Source organism: Cetobacterium somerae ATCC BAA-474 (assembly GCF_000479045.1).
Lineage (GTDB): Bacteria > Fusobacteriota > Fusobacteriia > Fusobacteriales > Fusobacteriaceae > Cetobacterium_A > Cetobacterium_A somerae.
This window is the reverse complement of record NZ_KI518119.1, coordinates 1-16277: the sequence shown is the minus strand read 5'-3', so window position 1 is coordinate 16277 and position 16277 is coordinate 1. Positions and strand designations below refer to the sequence as shown.

Annotated in this window: 16 protein-coding genes and 1 riboswitch; of the genes, 7 read left to right on the top strand and 9 right to left on the bottom strand. The window is 27.9% G+C overall.

The features are described from left to right. Nucleotides 1–10: 10 nt before the first annotated feature. Complete coding sequence (locus tag HMPREF0202_RS05025; RefSeq protein WP_023052168.1) at nucleotides 11–805, bottom strand: MurR/RpiR family transcriptional regulator; 795 nt, start codon at nucleotides 803–805, stop codon at nucleotides 11–13. Between the two features lie 113 nt (nucleotides 806–918). On the opposite strand from HMPREF0202_RS05025, the gene HMPREF0202_RS05020 reads away from it, so the two are divergent. Next, a complete protein-coding gene (locus HMPREF0202_RS05020; protein ID WP_023052167.1) occupies nucleotides 919–1758 on the top strand; it encodes a WYL domain-containing protein in 840 nt (279 codons plus the stop codon). Nucleotides 1759–1803: 45 nt separating this feature from the next. Here HMPREF0202_RS05020 and HMPREF0202_RS05015 read toward each other — a convergent pair whose 3' ends face one another. The 7 genes from HMPREF0202_RS05015 to HMPREF0202_RS04985 form a co-directional block, all read right to left on the bottom strand. Next, nucleotides 1804–2133 (bottom strand): arsenate reductase family protein, encoded by a 330-nt coding sequence (locus tag HMPREF0202_RS05015; protein WP_023052166.1) that lies wholly within the window; start codon nucleotides 2131–2133, stop codon nucleotides 1804–1806. 2 nt (nucleotides 2134–2135) lie between these two features. After that, complete coding sequence (locus HMPREF0202_RS05010; RefSeq protein WP_023052165.1) at nucleotides 2136–3479, bottom strand: MATE family efflux transporter; 1344 nt, start codon at nucleotides 3477–3479, stop codon at nucleotides 2136–2138. Nucleotides 3480–3529: 50 nt separating this feature from the next. After that, nucleotides 3530–4504: an ABC transporter substrate-binding protein gene (locus HMPREF0202_RS05005; RefSeq protein WP_023052164.1), complete on the bottom strand. Its 975-nt coding sequence runs from the start codon at nucleotides 4502–4504 to the stop codon at nucleotides 3530–3532. Beyond that, a complete protein-coding gene (locus tag HMPREF0202_RS05000; RefSeq protein ID WP_023052163.1) occupies nucleotides 4501–5241 on the bottom strand; it encodes an ABC transporter permease in 741 nt (246 codons plus the stop codon). Before HMPREF0202_RS05000 ends, HMPREF0202_RS05005 begins: the two co-directional genes overlap by 4 nt. Then, nucleotides 5228–5944, bottom strand: a complete 717-nt coding sequence (locus tag HMPREF0202_RS04995) for an ABC transporter ATP-binding protein (RefSeq protein ID WP_023052162.1) — start codon at nucleotides 5942–5944, stop codon at nucleotides 5228–5230. Before HMPREF0202_RS04995 ends, HMPREF0202_RS05000 begins: the two co-directional genes overlap by 14 nt. Nucleotide 5945: 1 nt before the next feature. Further along, nucleotides 5946–6599: a thiaminase II gene (tenA, locus tag HMPREF0202_RS04990; protein WP_023052161.1), complete on the bottom strand. Its 654-nt coding sequence runs from the start codon at nucleotides 6597–6599 to the stop codon at nucleotides 5946–5948. 90 nt (nucleotides 6600–6689) lie between these two features. Beyond that, a riboswitch (TPP riboswitch) is annotated at nucleotides 6690–6778 on the bottom strand. A gap of 15 nt (nucleotides 6779–6793) precedes the next feature. Beyond that, the gene (locus tag HMPREF0202_RS04985) at nucleotides 6794–7219 is read right to left on the bottom strand and encodes a single-stranded DNA-binding protein (protein WP_023052160.1); all 426 of its coding nucleotides are present in this window, start codon (nucleotides 7217–7219) and stop codon (nucleotides 6794–6796) included. Nucleotides 7220–7366: 147 nt separating this feature from the next. Between HMPREF0202_RS04985 and polA the strand changes: the two genes are divergently transcribed. The 5 genes from polA to HMPREF0202_RS04960 are packed head-to-tail and all read left to right on the top strand — an operon-like array spanning nucleotide 7367 to nucleotide 14112. Next, nucleotides 7367–10033: a DNA polymerase I gene (gene polA, locus HMPREF0202_RS04980; RefSeq protein WP_040406444.1), complete on the top strand. Its 2667-nt coding sequence runs from the start codon at nucleotides 7367–7369 to the stop codon at nucleotides 10031–10033. Between the two features lie 9 nt (nucleotides 10034–10042). Next, nucleotides 10043–10945: a DNA-binding protein WhiA gene (gene whiA, locus HMPREF0202_RS04975; protein ID WP_023052158.1), complete on the top strand. Its 903-nt coding sequence runs from the start codon at nucleotides 10043–10045 to the stop codon at nucleotides 10943–10945. A 10-nt stretch (nucleotides 10946–10955) separates the two neighbouring features. After that, a complete protein-coding gene (locus HMPREF0202_RS04970) occupies nucleotides 10956–11915 on the top strand; it encodes a bifunctional riboflavin kinase/FAD synthetase (protein WP_023052157.1) in 960 nt (319 codons plus the stop codon). Then, on the top strand, nucleotides 11890–12570 hold the full coding sequence (locus HMPREF0202_RS04965; protein WP_023052156.1) for a segregation and condensation protein A: 681 nt from the start codon (nucleotides 11890–11892) through the stop codon (nucleotides 12568–12570). Before HMPREF0202_RS04970 ends, HMPREF0202_RS04965 begins: the two co-directional genes overlap by 26 nt. Continuing rightward, a complete protein-coding gene (locus HMPREF0202_RS04960; protein WP_023052155.1) occupies nucleotides 12571–14112 on the top strand; it encodes an Eco57I restriction-modification methylase domain-containing protein in 1542 nt (513 codons plus the stop codon). It abuts the gene before it with no gap. 31 nt (nucleotides 14113–14143) lie between these two features. On the opposite strand, the gene ptsG is transcribed toward HMPREF0202_RS04960, so the two are convergent. Continuing rightward, nucleotides 14144–15619 carry a glucose-specific PTS transporter subunit IIBC gene (gene ptsG, locus HMPREF0202_RS04955; RefSeq protein ID WP_023052154.1) on the bottom strand — a complete coding sequence of 492 codons (1476 nt, stop codon included), beginning with the start codon at nucleotides 15617–15619 and terminating at the stop codon, nucleotides 14144–14146. Nucleotides 15620–15783: 164 nt separating this feature from the next. Between ptsG and HMPREF0202_RS04950 the strand changes: the two genes are divergently transcribed. After that, the coding region (locus tag HMPREF0202_RS04950) for a helix-turn-helix domain-containing protein (RefSeq protein WP_023052153.1) at nucleotides 15784–16277 on the top strand (494 nt) is incomplete at its 3' end.

The following is a 16277-nucleotide window of genomic DNA, read 5'->3' as shown; positions in this document are numbered from 1 at the left end:
TTTAAGCTGTTTATTTTAAAATTGCTTCAATTGTTAATTGCATTTTTTTTCTTAAATCCTTGTTAGATAAAAGAATTGTAGAGATTAGGTCAAAAAGATACATAGTTGAGAATTGAGTGTTAATAAAATCTCTTTTATGAATAAAATCTGAAGCACAAATCAAAATTAAATCGTTGGAAAATTTTTTAATGGAACTATTAGGAAAACTTGTAACTCCAATTGTATGGGCACCATTTTTTTGAGAAACTCTTAAAGAATCCACAATCTCTTTTGTTTCGCCAGAAATAGAAATTCCAATAACAAGATCATCAGCTGAAACAATAGCACTATTTATAATCATCATATGAGAATCAGTGATACTAGAAACGTTAAATCCCATTCTTAAAAGTCTTTGCATAAATTCATGTGCAGTAAGTCCAGAGCTTCCTACCCCATATATGTAAATTCTTTTAGCTTTTTTTATCTCTTCAACAACTTTTAAAATAAGTTTTTTATTGATTAATTGGTTTGTTTTTTCGATTACCTCTGTATAATAATTATGAACAGCTGAGAAAAGATCATTTTCTTTAGGAAGAGGGTTATTAAAAGTTGTATTTAACTTAATTTTCATTTGAACAAAACTATCACAATTAATTTTTTTAGAAAATCTAGTTATTGTAGAAGTAGATGCTCCTGTTGCTTTTGAAAGGTTAGTAATTGATATATTTTCAATATTATCTTTATGTTTGAGTATATAATTAGCGATATCTTTTTCTTTTTGGGAAAAACTGTTATACCTTTGTTTTATTTCATATACGATATCCAAAGTAAAACCTCCTAGAATATTTATATTATAACTATATCATAAATAAATTTATAAAAAAATAGTTATTTTCATGATATAATAGCCACTAGATAACGATTTCATTGGAGTGAAATATGGAAAAAAAAATAAGAGTGACTTTACCTAGAAAAATAGTTGAGATTTTAGAAAATGATATTGAGGAATTTTTTATAAAAAAAAATACGTTATTAAATTATATATATGCAGAAAAAATAAAGGAAAACCAAGAGAAAAAATTTATTTATCCTTATAAAGGAGAAACTTCAGTTATTCAATTTAATTTAAATAAAAAAAACTTAGAAGGATATTATAATTTTTTAGAGGAAAATAATATTCAAAATGAATCAGAGTTCTTTAGAGAAATTTTAATTGAATATGCTAGTTTAGGAAAGAAAAAGAGAGAATGTTTTTTATTTAAAGAGATAGTTGAAAGAATAAATTATTCAATAAAAGAGAAAAGAACAATCAAGATAGTTTTTCGAGATGAAAAAAATATTGAAGTTGAACCATATTTGATTGAAAGTTCTAAGCTAGAGGTTATGAATTATCTATTTTGTTATAATTTGAGAGAAGGAAAGTGGAAAAACTATAAGATTAAATATATAAAATCAATTTATATAAAAAATACATCTTTTAAGCTAAGAGATAAAGAGTTTATAGATAAAATGAAAGATAATTTTGATCCTTTTATATCTTTTGGACAATATATTAAGATTAAATTAACAACAGGTGGAAAAAAGATATTTAATGAAATAGAAACAAATAGACCACAAGTTATAAAAATTGATAAAGATGAGTATATATTAGAATGTTCACATGAAAAAGCAAAAAGATATTTTAGTTTTTTTTTAGATGAGGTTGAAATATTAGAACCACAAGATTTAAGAGAGTGGTTTAAAGAGAAGTATAGAAAAGCCTTAATTAAATATGAGTAATAAAAAATCCTCATCGAAGATAATTTCTTTAATGAGGATTTTTTATTATATATTTTTTAATTTTTCGGGATTATATCCTAAAATAACACCTTTATCTGATCTAATAATAGGAGTTTTAAAAAGAATAGGACTCTCTAGAAGCAAATCCATTGTATCATAAACCATATATTCTAGGTTTCTTTTTTTATACTCTTTTCCTTCAATATCTAAAAAGTCATTTAAATCATAGTATTTTAAGAAGTTTTCAAACTCTTTTTTTGAGGGAGCTTTTTCAAGTAAATCAATAAATTGAGTTTTAATTCCTCTTTCTTTAAAAAATCTTTGAACTTTTTTAGTTTCGTTACAGTTCTTTTTTCCAAAAATTTGTATTATCATAATTATACTTCAATATACCTCCATTTTCCTTGTCTAAATCTATACAAACACGCTAACCCACGATATGTTAAATCTACAATCATTACCATCCAAGCACCATTTAAACCAAAGTTAAATACATATAAGAATAGATATGTAAGTGGAATTCTAACTAAAAACATACCAATAGATGTAATCCAAAGAACAGATTTAGTATCTCCAGCTCCTCTTAAAGCACCACTTAAAACCATTGAAACTGCTAAAATAGGCTGAGCGATAGATACAATTCTAAGAGCAGAACTAGCCATGGGAACTATAGATTGTTCCTTTGTAAACATTGAAATTACAAATTTTGGAAAAATCATAAAAATAAATCCAAATGCAGTCATAACTCCCATAGCTAAAAACATGTTTAAATAGCCAGCTTTTTTCGCTTCTTGATACTGTTTTGCTCCTAAGTGCTGTCCAACAAGAGCAGTACCAGCAACAGAGAATCCAAGTCCTAAATTGAAAGAGAAAGACTCTGCAGTTAAAGCTATTTTATGTGCTGCATATTGAAGTGTTCCTAAGTTTATAACCATGGCTTCAAAAATAAGCATTCCAATTCTAAATATTCCTTGTTCTCCAGCAGAGGGTAATCCAACTTTTAAAAGCCGTCTACAAATCTCTTTATTTATTTTAAAATCTTTTTTACTTAATGCAATACAATAATTTTTTTTATATATTATTAAGAATGAAAATATTAAAGTAACTATTCCTCTAGATATTGTTGTAGCTACTCCAGCACCAAAAACTCCAAGATTTAAAACAAAGATAAAGATATAATTAAGTAATATATTTGAAAAAATACTAATTGTATTATTAATCATTGGAATTTTAGCTTTGTTAATAGATCTAAATCCATATGAAAAAATAATGTTAAAGCACAAAAAAGGAATTCCTAAAGAAACAACTTTTAAATAACTTAAAGCGTCTGTTATAGGTTGGTTTTTACTAATAATTCCAAGGATATTTTTACCGAAAATAATAAAGATAAAAGTAACGATGAAAGCTGCAGGAACTCCTAAGATTAAACTTTGACTCATCCCCTCTTTAGCTTCATTATAATTTTTAGCTCCAAATGCACGACTGACCATAGCTGTAGTTCCAACACTGATTGCGAAAAATATTGGAATAACAGTTAAAATTGGAGCAGTTCCTAAACCGACAGAAGCAATAGCTTCTGGACCTAATCGTCCAACCATAATTAAATCAAAAAATCCAAGTAGTGTTTGCACAAACATATCTACAATAGTAGGTAAAGCAATAGTAAAAATAGATAGAATTTCACTTCTATTTTCTCTCCAAAGAGAGCGAATTTGTTTCAAAATAATCCCTCCAAAAATTTATTTCTAAAGGGTATTATATATTAAAAAATTTAAAATTGATATATAAAATTTTCAGCTGGAAGTTTTTTTTGAATGATACCATTTTCGTATAACCAATTAACGTTATTTTCCCAAACTTTCTTAGTTTGAGTTAAAAATTTATTTTGAGGTGTTTCCATTATTGGTAGTAAAATTTCTAAACTTTCCTTTTCTACAGTTTCACTTAGTGGAAATTGATCAACAGCTTGTTTTGAAAGAAGAAGATTTAAAGATTCACTAGGATTGTTCTTAACATCTTCAAATCCTTTTTGCATAGCTTTTAGAACTTTTGTATAAGTATCTTTATTTTGGTTTAAAAGTTCATCATTAGCAACTAAAATAAGTTCGTATGCTTGAGGAATTCCAAAGTTATCAATTAAAAAATAGTTTATATCTATACCTTTCTCTTTAATGACAGGAACTTCATGATTAATCATATTTCCAATTGTAAAATCAACTTGATTTGTAATCATAGATGTTAGAAGTTCAAATCCGACATCAGTAATTTTAAGAGAGTTAGGATCTAAATTTTGAGAAATCATCATTGATTTTAAATACGTTTCAGAAAGAACTCCACCACTAGTACCTGCAATTTTATTTTGAAAATCTTTTGGAGAAGTTATATTTTTTTCTTTTAAAGATATAACTGTATTAATGGATCTTTGGAGTATTGCACCAAAAGATTTTATAGGAACGTTTTCATTAGCTCTTGCCATAATGACACTATTTAAATAAGAGATTCCTATATCAGCTTTTTTTGCAGCAGGCAAAGTTAAAGAATCACTAGGTGAAGAGGGGTAAATTATGTTTAATTTTATTCCTTCATCTTTAAAGTATCCTTTTTCAACAGCTGTGTAAAGAAAAGAGTGTACAGCATTAGGATACCAATCTAAAATTATAGAAACTTCTTTTAAATTATCCTCTTTTTTTGAATTGCAACTTAGTAATAAAGTAACAAGTATTAAAACAGTAAGTATTTTTTTCATTTACTCCTCCAATGTAATATTATATTTTCGAATATAGTTATAATTTGTACTAAAGTTATAGCAAGTAAAGATATAATAACTATAGGTGCAAAAACGCCAGCACCATCTAATTGAGACATCATTCTTTTACTAAAATATCCAAGACCAGATGTAGCGCCTAACCATTCTCCAATAGCTGCTCCAATTAAAACAAGAGGAATACTCATTTTAAGAGCTGAAAAAAAATTGGGAAGGGCTCTAGGTAATTTTAACTTTAAAAAAATTTGTGTTTTACTTGCTTTAAGACTTTTAAAATAATTAATCTCATCTTTCTCTACATTTTGTAAACCGTTATATATAGTTATTGTAACTGGGAAAAAAGATATAATTACAGCAACCACAACTTTACTCCAAATGGAGTAACCAAACCATAAGATAAAAATAGGAGCTAGAGCAGTAATAGGAATAGTTTGGCTAGTTATAATTAAAGGATGGATACAACTGTATACTATATGACTAAAATCCATAGAGATAGCTAAAAATAGACCTAATAAAATAGTTAATATTAAAGAAATCACTGCAATATTGAGTGTAGCTGGTAAATGTATAAAGAAAAGACCTTCTTTGAGAATCCAGATTTTTTTTAATATATTTAAAGGAGTAGGAAGAATATAACCTTTATTAATATATCTTCCTAGAACTTCCCATAGTATAAAAAATGAAAAAAGAGAGATTATAGAAAAATTAATTTTTTTCATAAAAGTTATCTCCTTTAATAATAGAAAGAATCTCTTTTCTCAGATGTATTTTTTTTTCAAGAGTTATATTTTCAGGAACTAAAAACTCTTTAAATTTAGAAAGAGGTTTTTTTGAACAAACAAAAATTCTATGAGATAGAAAGATTGCTTCATCAATATCATGAGTGATAAAAATCATGCTTTTTTTAAGTGTTGATATTAGATTTAAAAGCCAATTTTGTAAATCCTCTCTAGTTATAGCATCTAAAGCTGAAAAAGGTTCGTCTAAGAGAAGCAAGTCCCCACCACTCATTAATGTACGAATAAGCGAGATACGCTGTTTCATTCCTCCAGAAAGCTCTTTAGGATAACTATCTGAATATTCTAATAAATCAAAACGTTTTAGGAGAGAGATGGCTTTTTCTTTTTCTATCTTTTTATTTCCTTTTTTTATTTCAATTGGTAAAAGTATATTTTCTAAAATAGTTCTCCATGGTAAAAGAGTATTTGATTGTGGCATATAAGATATACTTTTTAACTGAACAGTGCCATTAAAATTTTTTTCAATTCCTGCTAATATTTTTATGAGTGTTGATTTTCCACACCCACTTCCACCTACTATACTAATTAGTTCATTATGTTTTATATTAAATGAAAGATTGTCTAAAATAAAGTTATGATTATCGTATTTAAAAGTTAAATTTTTTACTTCAAGCATATTCATGTTAAAAAGACCCCTTATAAGACATATCCCAAAATTTATACTCGTAAATACTACAATTAATAAAAATTGTTTTTAAATGTTCTTTTTCTTCTGCTGAAATATGTTGGCAATATTTTTCGACTAGCTCAATATTCCAATTAGTTAACTCTTTGTATCTAGAAGAAGAGTAACATTCAATCCATTCACCATAGAATTCATCGCTAGAACCATAGAGTTCTTTTAACTTCAAACCAATCATTTCATAACTCCACATACAAGAAAGAGCAGCAACAGCCACTTCTTTTATATCACCACAGTGAGCTACTGAGAGCATGTAACTAGTATATGAAGTATTATCAAGAGTTGGTTTTTCTGATGCAATATCTAGTTCAGTAATTCCTAATTTTTTCATATAAACTCTATGTATTCCCATTTCAGAATTTAGAATTCCATCTGTAAGTGCAGCAAATTTTTTCATATCACTTTCATTTTTACTTTTTATAACACCTAATGCAAAAAGTTTTGCATAATCAAGAAGGTAGATATAATCTTGGATAATATAGAATTTAAATTTATCTTTTTCTAGAGAACCCTCACCGATTCCTCTTACAAATGGATGGGTGTAGTAGCTATCCCAAATTTCTTTTGCACTTTTGTATAACTCTTTTGAAAACATAAAAAACCTCCTGTTAAAATTTATATAAATAAAAAAAGCTATCTTCCAAAAAATAGGAAAATAGCTTTATATACACAATTATAAAATAAAAGTGATAATTAACTACTTCCCTACGCTAGTATTAACTAGATCAGGTTCTAAGAGTAAGTCTCAGCCAAAGGGCACCCCTAGTAGTTTAAAATATTATTTAATTATTAGAATGGAAACTCATCTTCATCAAAAGATGATCCACCAAAGTCATCATTAGAAGATTGCTCAGCAACTTTAGGTGCTGAATAAGATGGCGTTGGAGCAAAATCAGATGGTGCAGATGCTTCTCCTCTTCCTTCAACAAATTCCATGCTTTCAACAAGTACGTCATAACTTGTTCTTTTTTCTCCGTTTACCTCATATCTATTCATTTGAAGTCTACCATTAACAGCAACTTTTCTACCTTTTCTTAAGTATTCACCGATAAGTTCAGCTGTTTTTCCAAAAGCAACACAGTTAATAAAGTCAGCTTCTCCTTTAGAAAAAGGTCTGTCAACTGCTAAACTAAATCTTGAGTATGCTTTTCCGCTTTGACCAAATTTAAGTTCAGGATCTCTAGTTAAACGTCCAATTAATACGACTAGATTCATAAATACCTCCTATATTTTAGTTTATACACAGAGATTATAACAGAAAAATAAAAAAAATAATATTTATTTATAAAATAATTTTTTTAACTAAGGTATTGAATATGGTATAATATTATGAAAAATGTAAATTGTAGAAAGGGGAAAAAAATGAAAAAAGCAGTTTTATTAGATGTGAGTGCAATAATGTATAGAGCTTTTTATGGAAATTTAAATTTTAGAACTAAAAATGAACCAACAGGAGCGGTATATGGATTTGTTAATACTCTTATGAGTATTATAAATCAATTAAATCCTGATTATATAGGAGCTGCTTTTGATGTAAAAAGAGCCACTTTAAAAAGAAGTGAAATATATAAAGAATATAAAGCTCAAAGAGATGCAGCGCCAGAGGATTTAGTAGCTCAAATACCTAGAATAGAGGAACTTTTAGATTGTTTTGGAATAAAAAAATTTAAGATAGATGGATATGAGGCAGATGATGTATTAGGAAGCTTGGCTAAAGAGTTAGGAGCTAAAGGTATTGAATCTTATATAATAACAGGGGATAAAGATTTATCTCAGATTTTAGATTCACATGTGAATATCGCTCTTTTAGGAAAAGGTGATGGTGGAGGACTGAAAATACTATCAACTGAAGAGGATGTTATTGAACAGCTTGGAGTAAAACCAAAAATGATTCCAGATTTATTTGGATTAATTGGAGATACAAGTGATGGAATTCCAGGTGTAAGAAAAATTGGTTCTAAAAAAGCTATCCCGATGCTAGAAAAATATGGAAATTTAGAAGGGATTTATGAGAATATAGATTCTTTGACTGAGCTTCCTGGAATAGGAAAATCTTTAGTAAATAATTTAATTGAAGATAGAGAGTTAGCTTTTATAAGTCGTGAGTTAGCAACTATTGAACTATTGAACTTAGGTGTGAAGGCAGATGAGTTAGAGTATAAAAAAGATGATAAAAAACTTTTAGAACTTTTTAAAACATTAGAATTTAAATCTCTAATAAAAAAAATGAATTTAGAAGATGGACAAAGTCAAGTTATAGCTCAACCAGCTTCACAAAATGGAATGCAACTAGGATTATTTAGTTTTCAAGGAACACCTGAAATACTTGAAGAAAAAGGATTCTTTGTATTAGAAGGAGTTAAAATAAAAGAAAAGTTAAATTCAGATAGTGAAATAGCTATTTATTGGGGAGAAAAAGGCGTAGCAGTATCTTTAAAAAATAAAGATTACTTTTTGCCGTTAAAAGATGAAGAGAGTAAAAATTCTTTTAAAGAAGTTTTAAATTCTAACAATAAATTTATATCATATGGCTTTAAAAACTTTTTGAGACATGGATATTTTGTAAAAAATATGGATTTTGATACAATGTTAGCTTATCATTTATTAACATCTCAAACTAGAGAAGAGATTGAGGTAATGTTAAGAAATGTTATAGAAGAGGATGTAGAAAAGTATAATGAAGTTTTTGGAAAAACAAAAATAGAGGATATATCTACTGAAGATTATGGAAGGTTTCTTACAAAAAGAACAAGGGGAATGCTTGTTGCTTATCCAGAGCTTGTAAAAGAGTTGGAAAATAATAATCTATACAATGTTTTAAAAGAAACAGAGATGCCTTTGATTAGAGTATTAGCTGATATGGAGATTGAAGGGATAAAAATATCACCAGAATACTTCTCTAAATATAGCTTAGAGCTAGAGAGCAGAATAGATGAGTTAACAAAAAAAATATATGAAGAAGCAGAAGGGGAATTTAATATCAATTCTCCAAAACAATTAGGTGAGGTTTTATTTATTAATTTAAATATTCCCCCAGTGAAAAAAACTAAAACAGGATTTTCAACTGACAGTGAGGTTTTAGAAAAATTAGCTGAACAAGGGTATGAAATAGCTAAATCTATTTTAGAGTTTAGAAAATTAAGTAAATTAAAATCAACTTATGTGGATCCTCTTCCAAGAATGGTTGATGAAAATAATAGATTACATACAACTTTTAATCAAACAGGTACAGCAACAGGAAGATTATCATCATCAGACCCAAATCTTCAAAATATTCCAGTGAGAACTGAAGAGGGAATGAAAATAAGAGCAGGATTTATAGCTAAGGATGGTTCTGTTTTATTGGGAATAGATTATTCTCAAATAGAATTAAGAGTTTTAGCTGAAATATCACAGGATACAAATTTAATAGAAGCGTACTCTGAGAATTTAGATTTACATAGTTTAACAGCTAGAAAAATCTTTGACTTATCAGAAGATGCTTTAGTGACAAGAGAGCAAAGAGATGCTGCTAAAACAGTAAACTTTAGTATAATATATGGTAAGACAGCTTTTGGATTATCTCAAGAATTAAAAATAACACCAAAAGAAGCTTCAGATTATATAACAAGATATTTTGAACAGTACCCAGCAGTTAAGCATTTAGAAAAAGAGATAATTGAATATGCTGAAGAACATGGATATGTTGAGACATATTTTAAGAGAAAAAGAATAATAGAAGGAATCAACTCAAAAAATAGAGTTATAAAAAATCAAGCAGAAAGAATGGCTGTAAATACAGTAATTCAAGGAACAGCTGCTGAAGTTTTAAAAAAGGTTATGATAAATTTATATGATTTATTAAAAGATAAAAAAGATATACATATGTTACTTCAAGTTCATGACGAATTGATATTTGAGGTGGAAAAAGAAAAGGTTTTAGAATATAAAGAAAAAATAGAAAAAATAATGAGAGAAAGTATTCAATTCTCTAAAGTTAAATTAGAAGTAAATAGCTCTATAGGACAGAATTGGGCTGAAACAAAGTAGGAGGAGATTGTGTCGTATACTTATAAAGTTAAAAATGAAATACTTCATCGTTGCGACTTGAATGAAGATGAAAAATACGCCGAGATAAGAGCGATACTCTTATTAAAACACGCTATTAATCAAAACAGCATAGAGCTGAAATTAGAAAATAAAGAGATAGCAGAGAGAATTTATTTTATGCTAAAAGAGTTAACAAACTTAAAGATTTTTATAAAATTTTCTAAAAGTAAAAAATTTGGAGAACATAATACTTATGTCATAAGTATTCCATCACAACCTGGAGTAAAAAAATTTATTGAAAATTTAGAAAAATATTCATCTAAAGTAGATGAGGTGAGTGAAGAGGTTGAAAAAGGATTTATAAGAGGAATGTTTTTAGGGTGTGGTTATATAAAATCACCAGAAAAAGAGTATGCTTTAGATTTTTTTGTTGATAGTGATGAATTAGCAGATGAATTATACAACCTCTTAGTGAAACTTGAAAAAAAAGTTTATAAAACAATAAAAAGAAATAAGCCACTTGTATATATGAGAAATGCAGAGGATATTATGGATATAATAGTTTTAATTGGTTCGATGAAAGAGTTTTATAACTATGAAGAAACAACGATGATAAAAGATTTAAAAAATAAAACTATTAGAGAGATGAATTGGGAAGTTGCCAATGAAACTAAAACTTTGGATACAGCTAGAAAACAGGTGAAAATGATAAACTATATTGGGTATAAAATTGGATTAAATGAATTGAGTCCAGTTTTAGAGGAAATAGCATTTTTAAGATTAGAAAATCCAGAGGCATCACTACAAGAGTTAGCAGAGATGATAGGAATATCTAAATCAGGAATTAGAAATAGATTTAGAAGATTAGAAGAAATACATAATGAACTTTTAGAAAAAGAAAGGGAAGCATAAGGGGAGTACAATGAAAATAATAGAGGATATTTTGCTAACTAAAGAAAACTTTGAAAATACATACGTAGCTATAGGTGCTTTTGATGGAATTCATATGGGACACAGGGAATTAATTTCTCAAGCTGTAAAAAAAGCAAAAGAAACCGGTGGTAAATCAGTTGTTTTTACTTTTTTAAATCATCCAATGGAAGTGACAAATAGAGTAAAAGCACCTAAATTAATTAGCTCTTTAGAAGAGAAAATTCATATAATAGAATCTTTAGGGGTAGATTATTTAATACTTCAACCATTTACTCAAGAGTTTTCTAATATGACTCCTCAGATATTTGTAGAAAGAGTTTTAGCAGAGTTGTTAAAAGCAAAAGAGATATATGTAGGATTTAACTTTTCTTTTGGAAAAGGGGGAAAAGGAACAGTTGAGAATTTAAGAAAATTGGGAAAACAACATAAAATTTTCGTTAATATAATAGAACCAGTAAAAATTAAAGAGCAGATTATAAGTTCAACATTTATAAGAGAAATGTTAGCAACGGGGAATTTAGATATAGCTAATAGATGCTTAGGACAACCATTTTTAATTATTGGTGAAGTTGTTCATGGAAGAAAGTTAGGAAGAATAATGGGGTTTCCTACGGCAAATTTAAAAATATTAAATAAGATATATCCTCCTTTTGGTATATATGGAGGAAGAGTTAAAATAGAAGGTGAACAAAATTGGTGGCATGCAGTCATTAATATAGGAAAAAATCCAACATTGAAACCTGATGAAAGAAGTATTGAGGTTCATATATTAGATTTTGATAAAGATATATATGGAAAAAGAATATATGTTTCTTTAATAGAGTTTTTAAGACAAGAAAAGAAATTTAATTCAATGGATGAATTAAAAGAAACAATAAAAAATGATGTTTTAAATTGGAAAGAAAAGGTAAGGGTAAAAGCAGATGGAGATTGTATTAAAAATAGATAACTTTGAAGGCCCTTTAGACCTTTTACTACATCTTATAGAAAAGAAGAAAATGAAAATATCTGAAATAAAAATATCTCAGATAATAGATGAATATCTTCAATTTATAGAGAAAGCACAAAGTGATAGTTTAAGTGTAAAGGTGGAGTTTTTAGAAATTGCATCGGAATTATTAGAGATAAAAGCAGTATCTATACTAAGTGTTGAAAAGGAAGAGGAAAAAGAAAAGGATCTAAAAAGAAGATTAGAAGATTATAAAGTATTTAAAGAAGTTGCACAAGTGATATCAAGTATTGAATGTGAATACAACATCTCTTATACTAGAAAAGAAGGAAGAAAAATAACTAAAAATATTCCTAAGGAGTTTGATTTAACTAGTCTAAAACTTCAAGATATGTTTAATAGTTATGTAAAATATTTGCCAAAAGATGAGGAGTATCTAGAAATTGAGGTTGAAAAAAGATATTCTTTAAAAGAGGAAATGGATAGAATAAAAGTTATTCTTTACTCTTCAGAAAAGGTTGTATTAGAACTTTTTAGACGAGCAGAAAATAGAACTCATTTAGTATATATATTTTTAGCAATTTTAGATTTATATAGAGATGGGGTTATATTAATAGAGGGTGAAGGTAACTTAAAGCTCTTTAGGAGGGATTAAGTGGAATACAATTATAAGATATACACACCAGAAAAATATGCTAGTAGCATGAGTAAAGTAGCTTTGAATAAATATTTAGAAAATAATTTGAAAGAGAATATACTAAATATAAAAGTAATAGATATATCATGTGGCTCTGGAAATCTTTTGTTAGCAATATTAGAGGAGTTGTTAAAAATTTCAAAGGAAATTTTTGGAGAATATAAATATAGTGAAAATTGGATAACAGGATTTGATGTAGATCTAAATGCATTAAAACTATTAGAAAAAAGAGCTGAGGCTCTTTTCTTTAAATATGGGGTCTTTGGAAAACTAAACCTGAAAGAGTGTGATTCATTATATGAAAAAATAGAAGAAAAATATGATATAGTAATAGGAAATCCACCATATTTAGGAGAAAAAAATCATAAAGAAATTTTTCATACAATAAAAGAAACTGATTTTGGGAAAAAATATTATAAACCAAAAATGGATTATTTCTATTTTTTTATAGATAAAGGTATTGATATATTAAAAGATAGTGGTATTTTAGTATATTTAACTACCAATTATTGGCTAAAAGCTGATAGTGCAGAAGGGATAAGAGAAAAAATGAAGTTTGAAGGTAGTTTCTTTAGATTGGAAAACTATAGTTATTCAATATTTAAAGATGCTATTGGGCAACACAATATAATTTTTTATTGGCAGAAAAATAGAGAAAACTTAGAGATATCTGTAAATGATGATGGTATCGAGTATTCTATTGAACAAGAAAATATTTTTACAGAGGAACACAGTAAAATTGCATTAATTCCCCCTTTTTGGAAAGAAAATATAAAGAAAATTAGAGAGAAAAGTAATGTTGTTTTAGGAGATCTTGTAAATATTAATCAGGGAATAGTGAGTGGAGCTGATAAAGTTTTTGTTTTTGATGAATACAAAGAGGAGTTCAAAAAATATTTAAAACCATTTTATAAAAATAGAGATATAGGTAAATATGAAATATCAAAAAAACCACCATTTTGGATTATGTATTTAAATGGCAAGTCTAAATTAGATGATGTAGTTACAAATTATTTATTGGATTATAAGAGTAAACTATCTATGCGAAGAGAGGTTATAAATAATAGGATAAATTGGTGGGAGTTACAATGGGCTAGAGATGAAGATATTTTTTTAAAACCTAAAATTATAGTTAGGCAAAGATGTAAAACTAATAACTTCGCTTATACAGAAAAAGAGTTCTATGGAAGTGCAGATATATATTATTTAACTGCGAAAACAGAAGAAGTTAATTTATACTATATTTTAGGTTATTTAAATTCTAAAATTTTCTTTTCGTGGTTTAATTATATAGGAAAGAAAAAAGGAAAGAATTTAGAGTTTTATTCAACTCCTTTAAAAGAATCTCCACTATATTATCCAACTATTCAAGATGAAATAAGATATATTGAAAATCTTGTAAAAAAACAACTTGAAAATTATAGTGAAAATATTCAAGATGAAATTGATAATTATTTTAGTAAGGTAATGAATATAAAAAAAATGAGTGAAGAGAATTAACTCTCCACTCATTTTTTTTTGATAATAAATATTATAAACCTTTTATGTCATTTGCTATAAATTGAGCTTTAGCACCAAATATAGCTTGAACTCCATTTTGTCCAACTTTTAAAACCCCAGAAGCTCCAAGTCTTTTTAATTCTGCATCATTTACAAGAGCAGTATCTTTAACTTCAAGTCTTAATCTAGTGATACAAGCATCAACAGAGATAACGTTTTCTTTTCCTCCTAAAGCAGCAAGAACTAGAGTAGCTAATTCACTACCTTCAGCTTTAGGTTGATCATCAACTTCAGCTCCAACTTCTCTTCCAGGAGTAGCTAAGTTGAATTTTCTGATAAAGAATCTGAATCCAAAGTAGTAAACTACAGAGAATCCTAAACCTACAACAATAACCATTGGCCAGTTAGTTTCAAACCCTTCAGTTCCAGGAAGAACACCAAACATAATGTAGTCAATAACTCCACCAGAGAATGTCATACCAATTCTAACACCAAACATATTCATTAACATAAATGATAATCCAGCGAAAATACAGTGAATTCCATATAGTATAGGAGCAACGAATAAGAAAGAGAACTCTAAAGGCTCAGTTATTCCTGTTAAGAAAGAAGTAAGAGCAGCAGAGAATAAAATTCCAGCAGCCATTTTTTTATTTTCAGTTCTTGCTTCATGATACATTGCAAGAGCAGCAGCAGGTAATCCAAACATCATGAATGGGAATTTACCAGTTAAGAATTTACCAGCTCCAGAGTAAGTAGCTGATGAGAATGAATGAACTCCATCTTTTAACATTGCAAACCAAATAGCTTGGTCTCCGTTAACTATTTGTCCAGCATTATTTGTATACTCTCCGAATTGATACCAGAAAGGAGCATAGAAAATATGGTGTAATCCAAATGGGATTAAAGCTCTTTCTGTAATTCCAAATAATAATGTAGAAATATTAGTGTTTGTTTCGTTAGCTAAATAAGATAATTGAGCAAGTCCTGCTTGAACAGGTTGCCAAATGTATGGCATAGCTAAACCAACTAAGAAAGCAAGAACCGCAGTCATAATAGGAACTAATCTTTTTCCTGCAAAGAAACCTAAGAAAGCTGGTAACTCTGTTTTATAGAATTTCTTGTAACAAATAGCAGCGATAATACCTGCAATAAGTCCTCCGAAAACTCCAGTTTGAAGAGTAGGTATTCCTAAAACCTCTGCGAAAGCAGGATTTCCAGCAGCAATACCGTTAGCAGCATCTGTAAGTGTTCCCATAGTAGTATTCATAATTAAAAGTGCAACAATAGCAGCAAGAGCAGCAATACCGTCTCCACCAACTAAACCAATAGCAGCTCCAACGGCAAATAAAAGTGGTAAATTACCAAATATTATTCCTCCAGCTTGTTCCATTAAAGGTATACCTAACTTATTTCCAGCAGCAAGGAATATACCAGCAGCTGGTAAAATCGCAACCGGTGTCATCAAAGCTTTACCGATTTTTTGAACTTCAGCAAATATTTTCATAAAACTCCTCCATAAGATTGATAATAAAGAATATTTAATTCACTAAAAGAATACATTTTATTTTGAAAAAAGTCAAGAAAATTATCAAAATAAATGAGCCTTTTTTTTACGCATTATTTGTGTTATAATTTAACAAAAGATTTTAAAAGGGAGTAAAAATATCTATGGAAACAGATAAAAAAAACAAAAAATATAAGATACTTGAACCCTTTTTTAAGAAGGAGAAAAAATTAAGAGAGATAGAAAAAGAGACTCAAATCTCTTATGCCACTTTAAAAAGATGGGTAAGTCAATATAAAGATTCAGGAGAAAAAGGTCTAGTAAAAAAAACTCGAGTAGATAAAAATACTTTTAAAAAGGTAAACGAAGATGTAATGGAACATTTAAAGACTTTATATAAAGAGTATCATGCACTGCCAGTAACTAAGTTATATGAAAAAGCTAAAAAAACTCTCAGTTCCTACAATAGTATGATAAGTTATCCTACTTTCTTTAGAATAATAAATAATTTAGATGAGAATATTAAACAAAATTCGATAAAATCTGTAAAAAAAGATAAAGTATATGAATATGCTATTATACAAAAAGCTATACCGATTCCTTTTTTTAACAATAAAAATAAAATTTTTTATTTGACTATTTTTTATAATAAAGAAAA